Source organism: Tautonia sp. JC769 (genome assembly GCF_040717455.1).
In the GTDB taxonomy this organism is placed as follows: domain Bacteria; phylum Planctomycetota; class Planctomycetia; order Isosphaerales; family Isosphaeraceae; genus Tautonia.
Genome location: NZ_JBFEFH010000001.1, coordinates 42387 through 61942, shown reverse-complemented (window position 1 = coordinate 61942; position 19556 = coordinate 42387). Strand labels below are relative to the sequence as shown.

Below are 19556 nucleotides of genomic sequence, written 5' to 3'. Positions count from 1 at the left end.
AGGATTCTGGAGGCCATCTCATCTCTCCCCAAGAAAACAGCCGACACGGCGACCCGGCGGGGGTCGCTCGCTCGGTGGGCGGGAATTAGCACCAGCATCCGCCCAGGTCGGCGGATCGGTTGCTGTGGCGTCGCAGGGCCCGTCCCTCAGCCACTCTGGATAAGATGCGTGCCGGATTGAGAAAGTTGCACAAGAGTACCGCGACGGAGGGGATCGAGTCAAGGGCTCGGCGCGCCGACGACCCTCGGGCGATGGCCCCCGATCGGCCCCCGGGCCCCGGCCCTGGCCCTCGATCCCTCGCGGTGTCCCTCCGGAGTCGGCCAGGTGAACAGGTAGCGGAACCCGACCGCCTTGCACGCCGCCACCAGCGCCAGGGGCACGAGCAACCCGGCCGCGGTCCCCAGGACGATGTGCATCGGCAGGCCCGCCACGCCGAGCCCCCGAGACAGGAGGATCCGGGTCGCCACCGAGGCATGGCCGCTCGCCACGTAGATCTGCAGCGAGTGCCTGCCGCAATGCCGCAGCAACTCGACCCCCGGCAGGCGGTCGAGCACCATCGCCACGCCGAACATCCCAAGTGTCCCGAACAATGCCGGGACGAGATCCAGCCACGCATGCTCGGCCCATCCCAGCGCCACGGCCCCCTTCATCAGCCCGAAGGCCAGCGGGACGAACCAGACGAGCCGCCTCGGCGTCAGCCACTCGCCCAGCCCCCGGACCCGATCGGCCAGCACCAGGCCCAGCCCGAAGTAGACGGCGAACAGTCCGACCTGCACCAGCATCGACGGCGCACCGCCCCAGAGCGGCACGATGAGGTGCAAGGCCGCCCCGACTCCCAGGAATCCCGCGCGGCTCCCCCCCCTGGCCGTCCAGAGGCCGAAGCCCATCATCACCGCGAACAGGACGTAGAGAAACCAGACCCCCTGCATCGGGTCGTAGAGCATCTTCAACGGCGTCAGGGGGTCGGCCTTCGTGTTGGTCATCCTCGAGACCAGCGAATGGCTCCCCCAGGCGATCAACGACCAGAGCAGGTACGGATAGGCCAGGGTCCGGGCCTTGTCCCCCGTGAATCGCGGCAACCCCTTGCGGATCGACCTCGCCGCGAACAGGCCCGAGGCCAGAAACAGGGCGGGCATCCGGAACGTGTAGAACAGGTCGTACGCCGCCCAGAGCCGCTCCTTGCCCGCCTCGGGCACGAACGACGCGAAGGCCAGGCCCCCGAGCACGTGGCCGAGCACGACCAGGACGATCGAGAGCCCCCGGAAGGTGTCGATCCAGGTCATCCTCGGGTTCGCCGGGCTCGTCGATGCCGGCGGGGCGATCGCAGGGGCCGTCGCGGTGCTCATCGGGGGGACCTCCGTGTCGCGCGTTCGTCGAGTCGATTCGGGTCGAGGGATTCCCTTCCGGCCGCGCCATCCGTGTCGCGCGGCCCGAGGCGCATTCATGCAAGCCCGGCATCGCGGCGTTCGCAGACGCCGCCGCGTCGGGTTATCGCGGCGACGCCCGCAACCGTCAAGGCCAGTCGGTCCGGGCACTTGCCCGGAGCCCCGGCCCTCCGGTCACTCCGCCGGGCCGGCCTCCTTCTTCTTCGGGGGGGTGACGGTGACCTTCGACGCCACGCCGTCCTCGTGCTCGATCGCGACCTTCGCCTTCCCCTCCCGCTTCTTGAAGGCCTTCAGATTGAACTTCTTGGCCTGCTTCCCCTTGGCGTTGATGAAGACCGTTTCGTCGGTGACCGTCACCGTCACCTCGTCGCCGGTCTCCTTCTCGACGACGATGAGGGTCTTCTCGCCCGGGTTGACCGTCTTCACCGTGCCGAACAGCTCGGCCGCCAGGGCCGGGACCACGGCCACCAGCGACGCAACCCCCGCCGTCGCCGCCACCATCAGCCAGGATCGTCGGGTACGCATTGGGATTCTCGGAGCCTCCACAGGGTCGGCATCCCTCCCCCCTCGATCGGCCGGGCTCCTCCCGGACTGGGAAGAAGACGCCCCGGCTCGCATCACGGGCAAGAGGGCCTGCACAGGATTCATACCCCCGGGATTGCGGAGGACGCGAGCATTTTCCCCGGCCTGGCACGATTTTCCCCCCGGACTTCTCGACATCGAACGCCCTCGGAGCCGATCCGAACGCCTCCCCGAATCGTAGAATCCTCATAACGCCCGCCCGGCGAAGACTCTGGAAGGGGTGACCTGAGATGGCGACCGTTGTCAAAACACCACCAGTGCCCGGATCGCGCGCCGTCGAGGAACGCACCCGGGAAATCGGCCGAACCCTGTTCCGCCAGATCGGCCGGGGCCCCTCCCCCTTCGACCGCTCCTGGTGGGACGACCAGTTGATGGGCCTGACGATGGAGGACCCCGAGGTCAAGGTCCAGCTCTTCCGGTTCATCGACGCCCTGCCGACGCTCGTCGAACCGGCCTCCGTCCGCCGCCACCTGAACGAGTATCTGGAAGAGGCCGGCGACCGGGTCCCGAGCCTCATGTCCATCCCGCTGTCGATGGCCCCGACTGGGCCGGTCGGCGACAAGATGCTCGCCCGTATGGCCCGGGCCGCCGCGACCCGCATGGCCCGCCGCTTCATCACCGGCAGCACCCCCGAGGAAGCCTTCCGCTCCGTCCTCAATCTCCGCCGCAAGGGGGTGGCCTTCACGGCCGACTTGCTGGGCGAGGCCGTCATCACCGACCGCGAGGCCGAGGTCTACCAGCGCACCTGCCTCGACCTGATCCGGGGGCTTGCAGCCCCCTTGGCCGCCGAACCCGAGATCCCGAGGATCGACCGCGACCACCTCGGCCCGATCCCCCGCGTCAACCTCTCCTTGAAGCTCACGAGCCTCACCCCCCGCTTCGACCCGACCGCCGCCGAAGCCACGGCCGACCGCGTCCGCGGCCGCCTGCGTCCGATCCTCCGCGAGGCGATCGCTCGCAGCGCCTTCGTCAACGTCGACATGGAGCAATACGCCTACAAGGACCTCACCTACGCGATCTTCCGCAGCACGCTCGACGAGCCCGAGTTCCGCGACTACCCCCACTTCGGCATCGTCTGCCAGGCGTACCTGCGCGATGCCGAGGCCGACCTGCGCACCCTCCGCGACTGGGCCGAGGCCCGGGGCACCCCCGTCACGATCCGACTGGTCAAAGGGGCCTACTGGGATTACGAGGTCCTGCTCGCCCGGCAGGTCGGCTGGCCCCTGCCCGTCCACTCCCGCAAGTGGGAAACCGACGCCTGCTTCGAGCGCTGCTCCGAGTTCCTCCTCGACCATCACCGGAGGCTCCGCCCGGCCTTCGGCAGCCACAACGTCCGCAGCCTCGCCCACGCGATGGCCGCCGCCGAGGTCCGCGAGATCCCGATCGACGCCTACGAGGTCCAGATCCTCCACGGCATGGGCGACCCGATCCGACGCGCCCTGATCGGCCGAGGGCACCGGGTCCGCGTCTATTCCCCGTATGGCGCCATGCTGCCCGGCATGGCCTACCTGGTTCGCCGATTGCTCGAGAACACGTCGAACGAGTCGTTCCTCCGGGCCAGTGCCCACGGCGACGTGCCGGTCGAGGAACTCCTCCGCAACCCCCTGGAGGTCGGAACCATGCGGGCCGTCGTCACCCGGCCTCGGACCGAGGCCCCGCCGGAAGGGACGCTCCCCCCCTTCGCCAATCAGGCCCCCGTCGACTTCTCCCGGGCCGAGAATCGCGAACGGATGCGCGCCGCCCTCGACCAGGTCCGCGCCCAGCTCGGCCGCGAGTATCCCTTGCAGATCGGCCGAGACGACATCCGGACCGACGACCGGCTCACCTCAGAGAGCCCGAATGACGTCTCCCTCATCGTCGGGCGGACCGCGAAGGCCAATCGCTCCCACGCCGATCGCGCCTTGACGGTCGCCGCATCGGCCTACCCGTCCTGGTCTTCGACCCCCGCCCGGACCCGGGCCGACGTCTTGCTGAAGGCCGCCGCGATCATGCGATCCCGCCTCTTCGAGCTGGCCGCCTGGGAGGTCTTCGAGTGCGCCAAGCCCTGGGCCGAGGCCACCGCCGACATCGACGAGGCGATCGACTTCTGCGAGTTCTACGCCCGCCGGATGCTCGACCTGGCCGACCCCCGCCGCCGAGACGTGCCCGGCGAGACGAACCGGCTCGACTACTTCGGCCGGGGGGTGGCCGTGGTCATCCCCCCCTGGAATTTCCCGCTCGCCATCCCCTGCGGCATGACCGTCGCCGCCCTCGTCGCCGGATGCCCGGTCGTCCTGAAACCTGCCGAGCAGTCGCCGGTCATCGCCTGGCACCTCGTCCAGATCCTCCGAGAGGCCGGGGCGCCTCCCGAGGTCATCCAGTACCTCCCCGGCGTCGGCGAGGAGGTCGGTGCCGCCCTGGTCGACGACCCGAGGACCGCCGTCGTCGCCTTCACCGGGTCGAAGGCCGTCGGCCTGAGCATCAACCGCGTCGCCGCCGACACCAAGCCCGGCCAGGGCCACGTCAAGCGGGTCATCGCCGAGATGGGGGGCAAGAACGCCATCATCATCGACGACGACGCCGACCTCGACGAGGCCGTCGTCGGGGTGCTCCGGAGCGCCTTCGGTTACGCCGGCCAGAAGTGCTCGGCCGCGTCCCGAGCCGTCGTGCTCGACGGCATCTACGACACCTTCGTGCAGCGGCTGGCCGAGGCCCTGCCCTCCTGGACCGTCGGCCCGGCCGACGACCCCGACCCGGCCATCCCCCCGGTCATCGACGCCGAGGCGTGCGATCGCATCAACGCCTACAAGCAGATTGCCCGAGCCGAGGGGCGCGTCGTCGCCGAGCTGGACGTCGGCCCGCTCGTCGATCGCGGCCACTACGTCGGCCCGATGATCGTCGCCGACGTGGCCCCCAAGGCCCGGATCGCCCGGGAAGAAGTCTTCGGGCCGATCCTCGCGGTCATCCGCGCCAAAGACCTCGACGACGCCATCCGCATCACCTCCGAGCTCGAGTACGCCCTGACCGCCGGCCTCTACTCCCGGAGCCCCGCGCACATCGATCGGGTTTCCCGATCGCTCCGGGTCGGCAATCTCTACATCAACCGCCCCTGCACCGGGGCCCTCGTCGATCGCCAGCCGTTCGGCGGCTTCAAGATGTCGGGCATCGGCACCAAGGCCGGCGGCCCCGACTATCTCCTCGAATTCCTGCTGGCCCGCTCGATCACCGAGAACACGATGAGACGCGGCTTCGCCCCCGACCTCGACGAGCTGGCCGATCGCGAACCCCCGACCCCGACGCGTCGCTGAGCCGATGCCCGTCCGATTCAAACGACCCATCCCCCGAGCCGCAATCAGTTGGCTCGGGGACATCCAACCTGCCCAAATCCTCCTTGGCCCTGGTGCTCCGCGCGTGGTGATCCGCGTTGATCAACCCGCCTGGCGACCGCTCGAGCGTGGCCGTCTCGCGACAATCGGCCTGGCGAACCGAGCCCGGAGCGGTTCCTCGACCGCCTCGTAATCCCGGTATCGCAGCCGCAAATCCTCATGCCTGAGGTTGGCCTCGACCACGATCTCGGCCCAGGCCGCCAGGCTCGTGTCCACCACGGTCATCACGCCGTAGAGCCGGCCGAACGGCGGCACGGCCCCCCGCTCGCAATCGACGAAGACCCGGCCCACCTCGTCCTCGGTGGCCAACCGGACCCGATTCGCCTCAAGCACCAGGGCCAGGCGCTCCAGGTCCACCCGATGCGTGCTCGGCAGGACCGTGAGCACGAACCGGTCATCGGCCCGGATCAAGACCCCCTTGGCCACCTGATCCCCCGGCACATGAACACTATGCGCCCGACGCGATGCCGTCGATTCAGGGCGGTGGAGCATCGCCTCAAATCGCACCCGGTGCTGTTGCAGGTATCCCTGGATGCACATCGTACGACCCTCCCAATCGATGCGGTTACCCCTTGTCATTATAGTCGATCTAGGAAGATTGGGTAACATTTTTGCGTCCTGCGACTCAAAATTGACCCAAGTTTGCGTCGTGGGCGACCGAGCAGGCGGTCGAATCGGGCGTTGAATTGCTCCGGGCCGTCCCGGCTGCTAGAATCATTATACGGTTCGAGACGGGCTGATGACCGCCTCGGGGCCCGGCAATCGTTCGCAAAAACGAACGTGCCGGGATCATCCCGGGGAGGAAAGTCCGGACTCCTCAGGGCACGATGGTGGGTAACGCCCACCGCCCGGTCCGGCGACGGGCCGGGTAGGGACAGTGCAACAGAAAGCAAACCGCCTCCCCGGCCCTCACATGCCGGGGCGGTAAGGGTGAAACGGTGAGGTAAGAGCTCACCAGCAGGCCGGGCGACCGGCCTGGCTCGGTAAACCCCATCGGGAGCAAGACCAAATAAGGGAGCAGTGGGGCGTTCGAGCGATCGGACACCCCCGCGGGTCTGCCCGGCCCGTTCTCGACTCCCGGGTAGGTCGCTCGAGGCGCCGGGAAACCGGCGTCCCAGAGAAATGGTCATCCGGTCGCCCTCCGGGGCGCCCGACAGAATCCGGCTTACCGCCCGTCTGGAACCGACCCCACGTTGGACGATCGTCCTGGGCCCTCCCCCGTTCCCAACAGGGCCGCCCGCGACGCCCCCCGATATCCCGCAGACGTTCCTCCCCGCCGCGGAGCCCGACCGTTCCGCGAACTTTGAGCTTGTCGAGCCGACGACCGCGCACTATGATGGATGCATCCGGGGCCGAGAATCCCGATCTCGCGGCAGAATGTCCCGCGTGCCGGTCCGATCAGCAAGGAGTCCGTCGCATGAGTGCTCTCGCACCCAGCGCTGTTGATCGCATGGTTCGACCTGCTCCCGCAACCTCCTCCGCCCTGAGCGTGGAATTGCGGGTCATTGGCGCGATCGTCGACTCCTGGGTCGAGCCGGCCGGCCACTGCGACTGGAACTCGAAGCTCGTCCTCCAGATCGCCCCCCGGGGCCGCAGCCGGGAACTGGTCATTGCCGAGGCCGACGCCGCCCTCGTCCCCGACCTCGGCTGGCTCGCCGACCTGGCCGAGAATCTCTGCCACGGCAGCCCGGTCTCCCTCCGGCTCCGCCCCGGACGCGACGGCGCCCTGAAGGTCACCGACCTGGAACTCACCCGCTGACCGCGTTTTCGCCGTCGTCGCCCCCCCGAGACGCCCTGCCGCGCCCCTTCCCTCCCTTCACGCGCCGTCGCGCTTTTGTCCGAGAATGAGTTGACGCTGCGGCTCGACTCCCTAAAACAAACAGAAGATGCGGGCGGCCTTTCGCCGAGACTCTCTTGGCTCGAGCGATCGACGTCCGGCGCGATCCCCTTCCCCGTTCCGCCCCTCCCCGAGCCGACCTCGCGGCGATTCGCCGAGCGATGGTAATTCGGTCGCCGACGCATTACGATACGAAAAAGCAACCTCTCGCCGTCCCGGTTGATCGACCCTGCTCCGCCTCCGCCTCCCTGCGGATCCGGAGCCGATTCGAATCGTCCGTCCGCCGAGGCCGACGACGGCCTCGCGTCCGCGACTCACGAACGGACGTCCGGCTCGATCCCAGGTCCGGGAGGCTGCTTCGGAATCGGGGATGTCTTCCTCAGTAGGGTGCTGGCATGATCCGCTCATCGATCGCGAAGAAGGCCGTGGTGGCGATCACCGGCCTCTTGCTGTTTGGCTTCGTCATTGGCCACATGGTCGGGAACCTCCAGATCTTCCTCGGCCGCGAGACGATCAACAACTACGCCGAGTTCCTCCACTCCATGCCCGAGCTGCTCTGGGCCGCCCGCATCGGCCTGCTCGTCGCCGTGGTCCTGCACATCGTCTTCACCATCTGGGTCTCGAAGGAAAACCGCGCCTCCCGGCCCCAGCGCTACGTCATGGAACGCACCACCCGGGCGACCCCCGCGTCCCGAACCATGCTGCTCTCCGGGCTCCTGGTGTTCGCCTTCATCGTCTACCACCTGCTGCACTTCACCGTGCAGGTGACGAACCCCGACTACAAGCAGTATTACGAGCACGAGGGGCGTCCCGTCACCCTGGTCAGCCTCGAGCCGGCGCAGCTCGGCCCGAGCCAGGCCGACGCCGATGCCGACGCCGCCGCGGAGGCCGCATCCCCGGACGACGACATCGCCACCGAGGCCGCCCAGGCCATTCGTGAGATCCCCGCCGACTCGGTCGGCGAAGAAGCCCGCCGCGAGTACCGTCGCGACGTCTACCGGATGGTCATCCTCGGCTTCCGAGACCCCCTGATCGCCCTGACCTACATCGTCGCCCAGGTCCTGCTCGGCCTGCACCTGAGCCACGGCGCCAGCGCCATGTTCCAGACCCTCGGCCTGACCATCCCCAAGTACCGCAAGGGCATGTTCCTGGTCGGCCCGGCCGCCGCGACGATCATCGTCCTGGGCAACGTCTCGATCCCGGCGTTCATCCTGCTCGACTACTGGACCAACTTCGGCTTCTTCAACATCGACATCTGAGCCTGCGGCCGAGGCCGAGCCCCCGCCCCGCCCGAACCGCTCACCCCGACCGATCAGGAAAGGCACGCGTATGAAGGTCCTCGAAGAGACGCTCGACGCCCGGATCCCCGACGGCCCGATCGACCAGAAATGGACCCGGCACCAGGGCGAGCTGAAGCTGGTCTCGCCGAACAACAAGCGCAAGTACTCGGTCATCGTCGTCGGCACCGGCCTGGCCGGCGGCTCAGCCGCCGCCACCCTGGCCGAGCTCGGCTACAACGTCCACTCCTTCTGCTACCAGGACAGCCCCCGACGCGCCCACTCGATCGCCGCCCAGGGCGGCATCAACGCCTGCAAGAATTACCAGAACGACGGCGACTCCGTCCAACGATTCTTCATCGACACCATCAAGGGGGGCGACTTCCGCAGCCGAGAGGCCAACGTCTACCGCCTCACCGAGCTCTCCACCAACATCATCGACCAGTGCGTCGCCCAGGGCGTCCCCTTCGCCCGCGAATACGGCGGCACGCTCGACAACCGCAGCTTCGGCGGCGCCCAGGTCTCCCGGACCTTCTACGCCCGCGGCCAGACCGGCCAGCAGCTCCTGCTCGGCTGCTACCAGGCGATGATGCGCCAGGTCCACGCCGGCAAGATCACGATGCACCCGCGCACCGAGATGCTCGAGCTGGTCATCGCCAACGGCCGCGCCATCGGCATCATCACCCGAGACATGGTCACCGGCAAGGTCGAGAAGCACTGCGCCGACGCCGTCGTCCTCGCCACCGGGGGCTACGGCAACGTCTTCTACCTCTCGACCAACGCCAAGGGCTGCAACGTCACCGCCGCCTTCCGGGCCTACCAGCAAGGGGCCTACTTCTCGAACCCCTGCTACACCCAGATCCACCCGACCTGCATCCCCCCGCACGGCGAGCACCAGTCGAAGCTGACGCTGATGAGCGAGTCGCTCCGCAACGACGGCCGCGTCTGGGTCCCGAAGAAAGTCGGTGACAAGCGCCACCCCGACCAGATCCCCGACAACGAACGCGACTACTACCTCGAACGCATCTACCCCTCTTACGGCAACCTCGCCCCGCGCGACATCTCCAGCCGGGCCGCCAAGAAGGTCTGCGACGAGGGCCGCGGCGTCGGCCCCTCGGGCGTCGGCGTCTACCTCGACTTCCGGGACGCCATCAACCGCCTCGGCCAGAAGAGCATCGCCGCCAAGTACGGCAACCTCTTCGACATGTACCAGCGCATCACCGACGAGGACCCGTACAAGGTCCCCATGCGTATCTACCCGGCCAGCCACTACACCATGGGCGGGCTCTGGGTCGATTACAACCTGATGAGCAACATCCCCGGCCTGTTCGTCATCGGCGAGGCCAACTTCTCCGACCACGGAGCCAACCGCCTCGGGGCCAGTGCCTTGCTCCAGGGGCTGGTTGACGGTTACTTCGTCCTGCCCTACACCATCGGCGACTACTTCGCCCGCTTCAAGAAGCTCGACGCCAGCACCGATCACCCCGAGTTCGACCAGGCCGAAGCCCGCGCCAAGGACCGGGTCCGCACCCTGCTCTCGATCAACGGCAAGCGCACCCCCGACTCCTTCCACCGCGAGCTGGGAAAAATCGTCTGGGACAAGTGCGGCATGGCCCGCAACGCCGACGGCCTCCGCGAGGCCATCGCCAAGATCCCCGAGATCCGCCAGGAATTCTGGGAGAACGTCAAGGTCACCGGCTCCGGAGAGGAGCTGAACATCGCCCTCGAGCAGGCCGGCCGCGTCGCCGACTTCATCGAGCTGGGCGAACTCATGTGCCGCGACGCCCTCGCCCGCGAGGAGAGCTGCGGCGGCCACTTCCGCGAGGAGCACCAGACCGAGGAAGGCGAGGCCCTCCGCGACGACGAGAACTTCTGCCACGTCTCGAACTGGAAGTCCAACGGCCCCGACGCCGAACCCGACCTGGTGATCGAACCGCTCGTCTTCGAACACGTCGAACTTGCGACCCGGAGCTACAAGTAATCCCATGAACTTGACACTACACATCTGGCGGCAGAAGGGGCCCTCCGACCCGGGCCGCATGGTCACGTATCAGGCCAATGACGTCAGCCCCGACCAGTCGTTCCTCGAAATGCTCGACCGCCTGAACGAGGACCTCATCCTCCGCGGCGAAGACCCGGTCGTCTTCGACCACGACTGCCGCGAGGGGATCTGCGGCTCGTGCGGCATGGTCATCAACGGCGTCGCCCACGGCCCCGAGCAGACCACCACCTGCCAGCTCCACATGCGGAGCTTCAAGGACGGCGAGTCCATCTACATCGAGCCCTGGCGCGCCGACCCGTTCCCGGTCATCCGCGACCTGATGGTCGACCGCTCCGCCTTCGACCGCGTCATCTCGGCCGGCGGCTACGTCTCGATCAACACCGGGTCGGCCCCCGAGGCCAACTCCATCCCCGTCCGCAAGGAAGACGCCGACCTCGCCTTCGACTCGGCCACCTGCATCGGCTGCGGCGCCTGCGTCGCCGCCTGCAAGAACGCCTCGGCCATGCTCTTCACCTCGGCCAAGGTCGCCCAGCTCTCCCGACTGCCCCAGGGGCAGGTCGAGCGCAAGCGACGCGTCCTGAACATGGTCGAGCAGATGGACCAGGAAGGCTTCGGCAACTGCACTAACTACCAGGAGTGCGAGGCCGTCTGCCCGAAGGGGATCAGCACGCAGAACATCACGGTGATGAACCGCGAATACCTCCGTGCGAGCCTTTCCGGCGCCTGAGCCGACCCCTCGGGGCCGGTTCAACCGCCCCCTCCTGATTCGACCCGAGCTTGGGGTCGGCGTTCCCATCAGGGGAGGCCGACCCCTTTCCCGTGCGCGGCGAGGCGATCATCGACCGCCCGTCCCGAAGCCCATTCGCGCCGGTCAGACCGCCGGCCTCGCCCGCTCGAAGGCCACCAACTGCTGCCTCAGGATGCGCAAGAGGGAGACGAAGACCGCCGCCACGATCGGTCCGACGAAGATCCCCACCACCCCCAGCAATTGCACCCCGCCCAGGATCGAGATCAATGCCATCAAGGGGTGCATCTCCGTGGTCCCCTTGAGCACCATCATCCGCACAAGATAATCCAGGTTCCCGATCACCACCGCCCCCAGGACGCTCAGGATGATCGCCGCGGCGTACTTGCCGTCGTAGAACAGATAACCGGCCAGCGGGATCCAGACCACCGGCGGGCCGACGAAGGGGATCATCGCCGCGATCGCCGTCAGCAACATCAGCAGGAAGATCCAGGGGCCGATCCCGATGCCGAAGATCAGGTCGAGGATCGCGATGATGATCCCCAGGCCGATCGACTGCACCATCGCCGCCAGCAAGATGGCCAGCACCACCCCCCGGCAGACCTCGGCAAATCGCCAGCGGATCTGGCGGTCTTGCTCCGGATCGAGCGGCGTCAGATCCTCCCACGCCCTGAGAATCGACTCGCCATCTTTCAGGAAGAAGAACCCCGAGATCAGGAACAGGAGCGACCCGATCACGAACGCCGTCGCGCTGCCGAGCGCCTTCATGGCCCGCTGGAACAGGAGCGCCTCGCCGTCGCGCAAGAACCGAACCACCTGTTCCTCCAGGGTGTCGGTGTCGATCGGCAGCCGGTCCCCGGCCAGTTCCAGCAACCGCTCGCGAGCCGCCGGATCGAGCGCCGCCTGCTCCACCTGGTCGATGGCCCGCTGCGCCTGATCCTTGATGAGGAAGAACCCCGCCGTGGTGGGAATCACCACCACCAGGACCACGACCACCGTGATGATCAACGACGCCAGCCAGTCGGGCAATCGCCCCCGACGCATCAGGTCACGCTGAATCGGCATCGCCAGCAGCGCGAACACCGCCCCCAGGAACAGGGGCAAGAACAAGGGGCGGATCACCTGATAGAACAGGACCGCGACCGTCAGGCTCACCCCGATCAGCATCACGAGCGAGACGACCTGGCGCGATCGGGTCGGCCGCTCCGCGAACCGCGGTGAGCCTGAATCGCTAGCTTGTCTCATGGTCAACGGAACTCTCTTTAGAAATCGGGAGCACGCCCCTCGGCAACCCGCCCCACGCAACGCTCTCGAAATGCCACGGCAACGCGATGGATCGCGTCGGCCCGACCTCAGCCTTGCAACGGCCCGCGCGGCTGGTCCCTCGTCAGGCAGTGCAACGTCCCCAGCCCCCAGACCAAATCGACGGCGTGAATCCCCACCACCGTCCGATCGGGGAACAGCTCCGCCAGCATCCCCAGCGCAACCCGGTCCTTCGGGTCGTTGAACGTCGGGACCAGCACCACGGAATCGGCAATGTAGAAATTCGCATAACTCGCTGGAATCCGCTGCCCTTCGAACACGACCGGCTCCGGCATCGGCAGCTCGACGACCCGAAAGGGGCGGTTGTCCTGGTCGGTCGCGTCCCTCAACCGTTCCAGGTTCTCCCGGAGCCTCGCGTGGTTCGGGTCGCTCTCATTCTCTTCAACGCACGTCACCACCGTCGACGCATCGACAAACCGCGTGATGTCGTCGACGTGCCCGTGCGTGTCGTCCCCCTCGATCCCCTGCCCGAGCCAGATGACCTTCGTCACCCCGAGATACTGCCCCATCAGCCGCTCGTAATCGGCGCGATCGAGCCCCGGGTTGCGTTCCTGCTGCGTCGACAGCAGGCATTCCTCGGTCGTGATCAGCGTCCCCTTGCCGTTGACGTCGATCGCGCCGCCTTCCAGCACGACCCGCCTCGCCTTGCCGTCGATCGGTGTCCTCGGCTCCCATCGGGTCAATCCCAGCCCCTCGGCCACGACCCGAGGCACGCGGTTGTCTCGCTTGTACTCGTCGTACTTCGCCCAGGCGTTGAACTTCCAGTCGACCAGGGCCACGGGGGGAAGCTCCCCGTCTTCGCCATGCGAGCGGTCCCGCACCACGAACATCGGCCCCGAGTCGCGCAGCCATCCCCGATCGGTCTTCTCCCTCACCCAATCGACCCGGCCCAGGTCCACCCCCGACTTCGTCAGCGCCTCGTTGGCCTTCCGCTCGGCCTTCTTCGAGCCGACGAAAATCCGGACCCGTTCCGATCGGCTCAGATGCCGCACGATCTCGGCATAGACCCACTCGATCGGCCCAAACTTCCCCGGCCAATCTTCCCGGTTCTGCGGCCAGGCGATCCAGGTCGCCTCGTGCGGCTCCCACTCCGCCGGCAATCGGTATCCGAGCGCCGCCGGCGTCTCGGTCGTCGTGGTCGATTCGTCGCTCAATGACATCGTCTCGGCCCAATCGCGGGGAAGTCGCGCGAAGGCTCCTGTCTGCCCGACCTTCGCGATCGGACCATCCTAACCGATGCCCCCGGTTGCGGTCATGGGCGTGTCGCCCCCCCTCCCGATTTGCCGCCGTCCCCCCCGAGTTCGCCTTGCCACGATTCGCCATCCCACTAGACTGGCAGCGGCGCGGTTCGTATCGCCTGTGTCTCGATATCCTCGACGAGGAGCACGGAGGCTTCCCGATGGACGACCTGCTTACCCCCGCCCAGCGCTCCTGGTTCGACGCCGCCGTCACCTTCGCCCGCTCCGAGCTCTGCGACGACGTGGCCGACCGCGACCTCCTCGGCAAATTCCACCGCGACGGCTACCGCAAGTGCGGATCGCTCGGCCTGCTCGGCCTGCCCGTGCCGAAGGAATACGGCGGCGGGTCCGACGACCTCGTCTCCGCCGTCGCCGCCGTCGAGGGGCTCGGCTACGCTTGCCCCGACACCGGCCTCGTCTTCGCCCTCGGCGCCTCGCTCTGGACGGTCACCATGCCGATCCTCGCCTTCGGCACCGAGGAGCAGAAGCGCCGATGGCTCCCCGGCCTCTGCGACGGCTCCCTCTTCGGCGCCAACGCCGCCAGCGAGCCCGAGGCCGGCTCCGACATCTTCAGCATGAACACGACCGCCGAGAAGAAGGCCGACCGCTGGGTCCTCAACGGCCGCAAGGTCTGGATCACCGGCGGCGCGATCGCCGACGTCCTCGTCGTCTTCGCCACGATCGACCCCGGCAAGGGGGCGCTCGGCCTCACCTCCTTTATCGTCCCGAGGGACACCCCCGGCCTCCGCGTCGTCCGCGAGATCCCGAAGCTCGGCATGCGGACCGCCCCCATGGCCGAGCTCGCCTTCGAGGACTGCGAATTGCCGCTCGACGCCATCCTCGAACGCGAAGGCCGCGGCGCCCGGGTCTTCAACGCCGCGCTCGAATGGGAACGCGGCGCCATCCTCGCCGGCACCCTCGGCACCATGCGCCGCCAGCTCGAACGCTGCGTCGACCACGCCCGCAGGCGCAAGCAGTTCGGCCAGTCCATCGGCAAGTTCCAGGCGGTTTCCCATCGCATCGTCGACATGAAACTGCGCCACGAGACCTCACGCCAGCTCATCTACAGCTTCGCCCGCAAGAAGGCCCGGGGCGAGGACGCCACGCTCGAGGCCGCCATGGCCAAGCTCCACGTCTCCGAGTGCTTCGTCGCCAACTCCCTCGACTCCATCCGCCACTTCGGCGCCCAGGGCTACATCACCGAGACCGGCATCGAGCGCGACCTCCGCGACAGCGTCGGCGGCGTCATCTTCTCCGGAACCAACGACATCCAGCGCAACATCATCGCCGCCCGGATGAAGCTCTGACTCGGCCCCCCATTCCAACACCATGCGCGACCACACCAGACCTCCGGAGAAAGACGGGGCGACGGCGCGCCCGCCGACGCCCATTCTCCTCAGGGAGTTGGCGTTCGAACCGGCTGCTCCGGCCCGCCAGGGAGCGTCCCCGCCGGACTCGCAACAAGGTGTGACCCCATGGTTTTACTCGCCCCACCGATTCGCTTCGTCGTGATGCTGTCGCTCCTCGGCACCGGAGCCGCCGCGACTCCGCCAGGTGTCGAGGACGACACGGCTCGCGTGCCCCTCGCGCAGGAAAGCCTCGATGAAGCCCTGGAACGGGCGAAATCCCTGGGAAAGCGGGTCTTCCTCCAGGTCGGAGGACCCAACTGCGTCTGGTGTGACACGCTCGATCGCCTGCTCACGCACGAGCATGTCGCCCCCGTCATGGAGCGCGAATATGTCATCGCGAAAATCGATGTCGGCCGCATGAAGGACGCCCCCGAAGTCCTCGAGCGATACCTACCGGAGGGCGTGCCCGGCATCCCTTGGTATGCGATCCTGGACGTCGACGGCGAAGCGATCGTGACCTCGAACGGCCCCGATGGGAATATCGGCTATCCGGTCCTGGACGAGGGGATTGAGCACTTCCTTTCGATGGTCGAGCGAACGGCCCGGAATCTCGACGAGGACGGAACAGATCGCCTGAAGCATGCCCTTGTCGCAGAAGCCAGCAAAATCCGCGACGAGGCCGGATTCAGCCCGCCCTCCGGGGCAACGACCACCACGCTCGAGGTTGACGCCGAGGGGCTGCCCGACCTCGCAGGCACGTGGACGTGCGTTTCTTTGACATTTCTCGACAAGGTTCAAACGATCGATTCCGGGCTCCCAAGTCGTTGGATCAGGATCAGCGGCGATCAGGTGACATCCGGATTCGGAGACGAAGCGGCATTCGTATCGGAAATCACCCACCTGGATCCCACGACGTCCCCTCGACAGATCAACCTCACGCGCCTCCGGGACGACCAGACAATCCTGGGAATTTACGAGCTTGACGAAGGAACATTGACGATTTGCACGTCCCATCGCGGGACGAGGCCGACCGCCTTCGAAGCGACCGAGGCAGACGGGAATCTCCTCACGGTCTACCGAAAACTCGACTCCGATTAAGACAGGAACCGCTCCACGATCGGCGCATAGGCGTCGATCCGCCGGTCCCTCAGGAACGGCCAGTGCCGCCGCGTCGTCTCCATGAGCTTCGGGTCGCACTCGACGACCAAAACCTCCTCCGTGTCGTGCCCGGCCTTCGCCAGGATGCGGCCGAACGGGTCGGCCAGGAAGGTGCCGCCCCAGAACTCGATGCCGCCGACCGGGTCCCCCTCGTGGCCGATCCGGTTCACGCCGGCGACGAACACGCCGTTGGCGATCGCGTGGGCGCGCTGCATGGTCATCCAGGCGTCGGCCTGGGCCTCGCCGTACTCGTCCTTCTCGCTCGGGTGCCAGCCGATGGCGGTCGGATAGAACAAAATATCCGCACCCCTGAGCGCCGTCAGGCGGGCCGCCTCGGGATACCACTGGTCCCAGCACACCAACGTCCCGACGTTCGCCCGGCTCGTCCGGAACGACTGGAAGCCGAGGTCGCCGGGCGTGAAATAAAACTTCTCATAATAGAGCGGATCATCGGGGATGTGCATCTTCCGATACCGACCCCGGATCGACCCATCGGCATCGATCACGACCGCCGTGTTGTGATACAGGCCCGCCGCCCTCCACTCGAAGAGCGAGGCGACGATCACCATCCCCGTCTCCCTCGCCACCTCGGCAATCGCCTCGGTCGAGGGGCCGGGGATCGGCTCGGCCAGGTCGAAATTCGCGTGGTCCTCGGTCTGGCAGAAATACTGCGAGCGGAACAGCTCGGGCAGGCACGTCACCTGCGCCCCCTTGCCCGCGGCCTCGCGCAGGAAGTCGCAGGCTCGGCGCAGGTTCTCGTCCGGGTCGGTCGAGCAACGCATCTGCACAAGTCCGACCGTAAACGGCTGAGGAGATCGACTCATCGAGGAGGCTTTCCATCGCAAAGGGATCAAGGAATCAAGACGCTCATCTTACCACGATCACCTCTCCCCCGCGCAGGGCAGCCGGCCTCAACCCCCGAACGATTCGGCCACCGACACCAGATCGGGAAACACCCCCGGCCGATCCTGATGCCGACCCGACCGATCCACGAGCACCGCCCGCAATCCCGCCCGGCCGGCCCCGTCCACGTCGTTCTCCGGGTCGTCCCCCACCGAGAGCACCCGGTGCGGCGGCATCGCCAGGCGATCGCAGACCGCCCGGTAAAACGACGGATGCGGCTTCCGATACCCCACCTCCGACGAAATCGAAACCGCCCCGGCCAGCTCCGCCACCTCGGGCAAGCCGTTGAGCACCCCCCGCAATCGGCCATCGAAGTTCGAGCCGACCCGGATCGAAAGCCCGACCGCCCGCAGGCGACGCAACGCCGGGGTCACATCCGCAAAGCATCGCCAGGCCTCGGCGCGGCCGAAATGCTCCCAGAGTTCCAGAAAGGCCCGCTCCGGATCGGGCAAATCCGGCAAGACCCCGCTCACAATTCGCCGCCACCGGCGGTACTCGATCGCCTCATCCGTGACCATCGGCCCGCGCAGGTCGTCCAGCTCGTCGCGGCGGAAATGCTCCTTGAACCGGACCCGGACCACCTCGGGATCGGCCTCGATCCCTTGCCGATGGGCCGCCGCGGCATACACCTCGGCCACCGAGGGGCTCGGCTCGATCAAGGTGCCCACCGCGTCGAGCACCACCGCCTCGATCCCGTCGAACCTCCTCCCGTCAACGGCCATACCTGCTCCTTCGTTCCGTCGCCCCCGGTTCGCCGCGATCGCCCGCAATCGCAGCCTCAACTTCCTATTGTGAACCCGCCCGACCAATCGGAAAGGGGACCCAGGCCCCGACATCGGGACCAACCCCCGGAAAAAACACCTGCCCCGAGACTGCCCTTATCGCCGCGTCGGCCGCACCAGGCCGGCGGTCACGTCGATGTCCAGGTCGGCCACCTGGCCCGCGGCCAGCTTCGGGAAGGCCACGCCCAGCATCGCCGCGTTGTCGGTGCAGAACGCCATCGGCGGGATGAACAGCTCGATTCCTTCCTCAACGGCCATGGCCGCGACCCGATCGCGGAACCTCCCGTTCGCCGCGACACCGCCGCCGATCCCCAGCCTCCTCAGGCCCGTCTGCCGCAACGCCTGGCGACACTTCGCCACCAAAACCTCCACCACCGCCTCCTGGAAACTCGCAGCCAGATCGGCCACGACCTCGGGTGCGGGCGTGCCGGGATCAGCCCCCGTCTTGCCTCGCGAATCCTGCCCGCGAAGGGCATACAGCACGGCCGTCTTCAACCCCGAGAAGCTGAAGTCGAGCCGCTCCTCGCGCAAAAAGGCCCTCGGGAACGCGAACGCCTTCGGGTTCCCGGCCCTCGCCGCCCGCTCGACCCCCGGCCCCCCCGGATACCCCAGGCCGAGCAAGCTGGCGACCTTGTCGAACGCCTCTCCGGCCGCGTCGTCGATCGTGCCGCCCAGGAGTTCCGAGTCGATCGGCCCGTCGCATCGAAACAGGCTCGTGTGCCCCCCCGAGACGACGAGCCCGACGCTCGGAAAGAGCTCCCGTTCAGGCTCCGCGAGCTGGCAGGCATAAAGGTGGGCTTCCAGGTGGTCGACCGCCACCAGGGGGACATCCAGCGCCATCGCCAGCACCTTCGCCGCCGTCAGGCCGACGACGAGCGACCCGACCAGCCCCGGCCTCGTCGCCACCGCCACCGCGCCGATCTCGTCGAGCCCCACCCCGGCCCGCCTCAGCGCCTCGTCGACGATCGGCAGGAGCTGCCTCACATGTTCTCGCGAGGCGATCTCCGGCACGACCCCGCCGAACCGGTCATGCAACTCCACCTGCGACGCCACCACGCTCGACCGCACCCTCGGCACCCCTCGTTTCGGGGGCCTCGGGCCTTCCAGCACGGCGGCGCCGGTCTCGTCGCAGGTCGTCTCGATCGCCAGCAGGAGCAAGGAATCGGTCACAATTGCCATCGACTCGAAGGGTGCCACAATTCATCCACAAGGCTCGATTGAACATCCAGGTCCAGGACCGCCCTGCCCGTGACGCGGATCACGAGTCGGGCACCATGCCGAAGGGCCTCGAGCCGGCAATCCGCCTCGTCGCCCCGCCAGGTCGTCACGAGCGCCTCGGCCTGCAACTCCGCATCAAGCGCCTCCCACGAGCCATCGGGCAGCAGGATCACCGGGACGGCGCCCCCCGTCATCGCCCGGACCTGTTCCGCGTCGAGCGGGGTCACCAGACGACGCATCGCAAACACCCCGGCGGGGGCGATCGCCTCCAGCCCCTCCCCCTCCGGATCGCCGTCCACGCTCTCCTGAAACCGCCGAACAGCCTCCAGCTCGCCTTGAAGACATTGCCAGATGTCGAACTCCTCAACCACGGCGTTCGGCCCTCTCCCGAT

The 19556-nt window shown here is 67.6% G+C and carries 16 protein-coding genes, 1 other RNA gene and 1 riboswitch; of the genes, 8 read left to right on the top strand and 9 right to left on the bottom strand.

The window, feature by feature from the left end; translation table 11 throughout:
• Positions 1-15: 15 nt before the first annotated feature.
• Positions 16-166: riboswitch (SAM riboswitch) on the bottom strand.
• Between the two features lie 52 nt (positions 167-218).
• Both AB1L88_RS00255 and AB1L88_RS00250 read right to left on the bottom strand, forming a co-directional pair.
• The gene (locus AB1L88_RS00255) at positions 219-1346 is read right to left on the bottom strand and encodes an acyltransferase (protein ID WP_367094616.1); all 1128 of its coding nucleotides are present in this window, start codon (positions 1344-1346) and stop codon (positions 219-221) included.
• 213 nt (positions 1347-1559) lie between these two features.
• Positions 1560-1910: a hypothetical protein gene (locus AB1L88_RS00250; protein WP_367094615.1), complete on the bottom strand. Its 351-nt coding sequence runs from the start codon at positions 1908-1910 to the stop codon at positions 1560-1562.
• A 287-nt stretch (positions 1911-2197) separates the two neighbouring features.
• On the opposite strand from AB1L88_RS00250, the gene AB1L88_RS00245 reads away from it, so the two are divergent.
• Positions 2198-5254: a proline dehydrogenase family protein gene (locus AB1L88_RS00245; protein WP_367094614.1), complete on the top strand. Its 3057-nt coding sequence runs from the start codon at positions 2198-2200 to the stop codon at positions 5252-5254.
• 120 nt (positions 5255-5374) lie between these two features.
• Here AB1L88_RS00245 and AB1L88_RS00240 read toward each other — a convergent pair whose 3' ends face one another.
• Complete coding sequence (locus AB1L88_RS00240) at positions 5375-5872, bottom strand: YbaK/EbsC family protein (RefSeq protein WP_367094613.1); 498 nt, start codon at positions 5870-5872, stop codon at positions 5375-5377.
• Between the two features lie 187 nt (positions 5873-6059).
• On the opposite strand from AB1L88_RS00240, the gene rnpB reads away from it, so the two are divergent.
• From rnpB to AB1L88_RS00215, 5 genes are all read left to right on the top strand, one after another.
• An RNA gene (rnpB, locus tag AB1L88_RS00235) (RNase P RNA component class A) lies at positions 6060-6516 on the top strand.
• Positions 6517-6749: 233 nt separating this feature from the next.
• Entirely contained in the window at positions 6750-7091 is a 342-nt protein-coding gene (locus tag AB1L88_RS00230) for a hypothetical protein (protein ID WP_367094612.1), read from the top strand.
• A 473-nt stretch (positions 7092-7564) separates the two neighbouring features.
• Positions 7565-8428 carry a succinate dehydrogenase cytochrome b subunit gene (locus AB1L88_RS00225; protein WP_367094611.1) on the top strand — a complete coding sequence of 288 codons (864 nt, stop codon included), beginning with the start codon at positions 7565-7567 and terminating at the stop codon, positions 8426-8428.
• Between the two features lie 70 nt (positions 8429-8498).
• On the top strand, positions 8499-10427 hold the full coding sequence (locus tag AB1L88_RS00220) for a fumarate reductase/succinate dehydrogenase flavoprotein subunit (protein WP_367094610.1): 1929 nt from the start codon (positions 8499-8501) through the stop codon (positions 10425-10427).
• Positions 10428-10431: 4 nt separating this feature from the next.
• Positions 10432-11175, top strand: a complete 744-nt coding sequence (locus tag AB1L88_RS00215; RefSeq protein WP_367094609.1) for a succinate dehydrogenase/fumarate reductase iron-sulfur subunit — start codon at positions 10432-10434, stop codon at positions 11173-11175.
• Between the two features lie 144 nt (positions 11176-11319).
• On the opposite strand, the gene AB1L88_RS00210 is transcribed toward AB1L88_RS00215, so the two are convergent.
• Both AB1L88_RS00210 and AB1L88_RS00205 read right to left on the bottom strand, forming a co-directional pair.
• Complete coding sequence (locus AB1L88_RS00210; RefSeq protein WP_367094608.1) at positions 11320-12438, bottom strand: AI-2E family transporter; 1119 nt, start codon at positions 12436-12438, stop codon at positions 11320-11322.
• A 107-nt stretch (positions 12439-12545) separates the two neighbouring features.
• Positions 12546-13670: an agmatine deiminase family protein gene (locus AB1L88_RS00205; protein ID WP_367094607.1), complete on the bottom strand. Its 1125-nt coding sequence runs from the start codon at positions 13668-13670 to the stop codon at positions 12546-12548.
• Between the two features lie 245 nt (positions 13671-13915).
• Between AB1L88_RS00205 and AB1L88_RS00200 the strand changes: the two genes are divergently transcribed.
• Both AB1L88_RS00200 and AB1L88_RS00195 read left to right on the top strand, forming a co-directional pair.
• On the top strand, positions 13916-15061 hold the full coding sequence (locus AB1L88_RS00200; RefSeq protein ID WP_367094606.1) for an acyl-CoA dehydrogenase family protein: 1146 nt from the start codon (positions 13916-13918) through the stop codon (positions 15059-15061).
• A 168-nt stretch (positions 15062-15229) separates the two neighbouring features.
• Positions 15230-16201 (top strand): TIGR03067 domain-containing protein, encoded by a 972-nt coding sequence (locus tag AB1L88_RS00195; RefSeq protein ID WP_367094605.1) that lies wholly within the window; start codon positions 15230-15232, stop codon positions 16199-16201.
• On the opposite strand, the gene AB1L88_RS00190 is transcribed toward AB1L88_RS00195, so the two are convergent.
• The 4 genes from AB1L88_RS00190 to AB1L88_RS00175 form a co-directional block, all read right to left on the bottom strand.
• Positions 16198-17085 (bottom strand): carbon-nitrogen hydrolase, encoded by an 888-nt coding sequence (locus tag AB1L88_RS00190; protein WP_367094604.1) that lies wholly within the window; start codon positions 17083-17085, stop codon positions 16198-16200. The two genes, AB1L88_RS00195 and AB1L88_RS00190, sit on opposite strands and share 4 nt — an antisense overlap.
• 87 nt (positions 17086-17172) lie before the next feature.
• Positions 17173-17886, bottom strand: a complete 714-nt coding sequence (locus tag AB1L88_RS00185) for an HAD family hydrolase (protein WP_367094603.1) — start codon at positions 17884-17886, stop codon at positions 17173-17175.
• 156 nt (positions 17887-18042) lie between these two features.
• Positions 18043-19125: a tRNA (adenosine(37)-N6)-threonylcarbamoyltransferase complex transferase subunit TsaD gene (gene tsaD / locus AB1L88_RS00180; RefSeq protein WP_367094602.1), complete on the bottom strand. Its 1083-nt coding sequence runs from the start codon at positions 19123-19125 to the stop codon at positions 18043-18045.
• Positions 19113-19535: a hypothetical protein gene (locus tag AB1L88_RS00175; protein ID WP_367094601.1), complete on the bottom strand. Its 423-nt coding sequence runs from the start codon at positions 19533-19535 to the stop codon at positions 19113-19115. The genes tsaD and AB1L88_RS00175 overlap by 13 nt, the downstream gene beginning before the upstream one ends.
• Positions 19536-19556 lie beyond the last annotated feature (21 nt).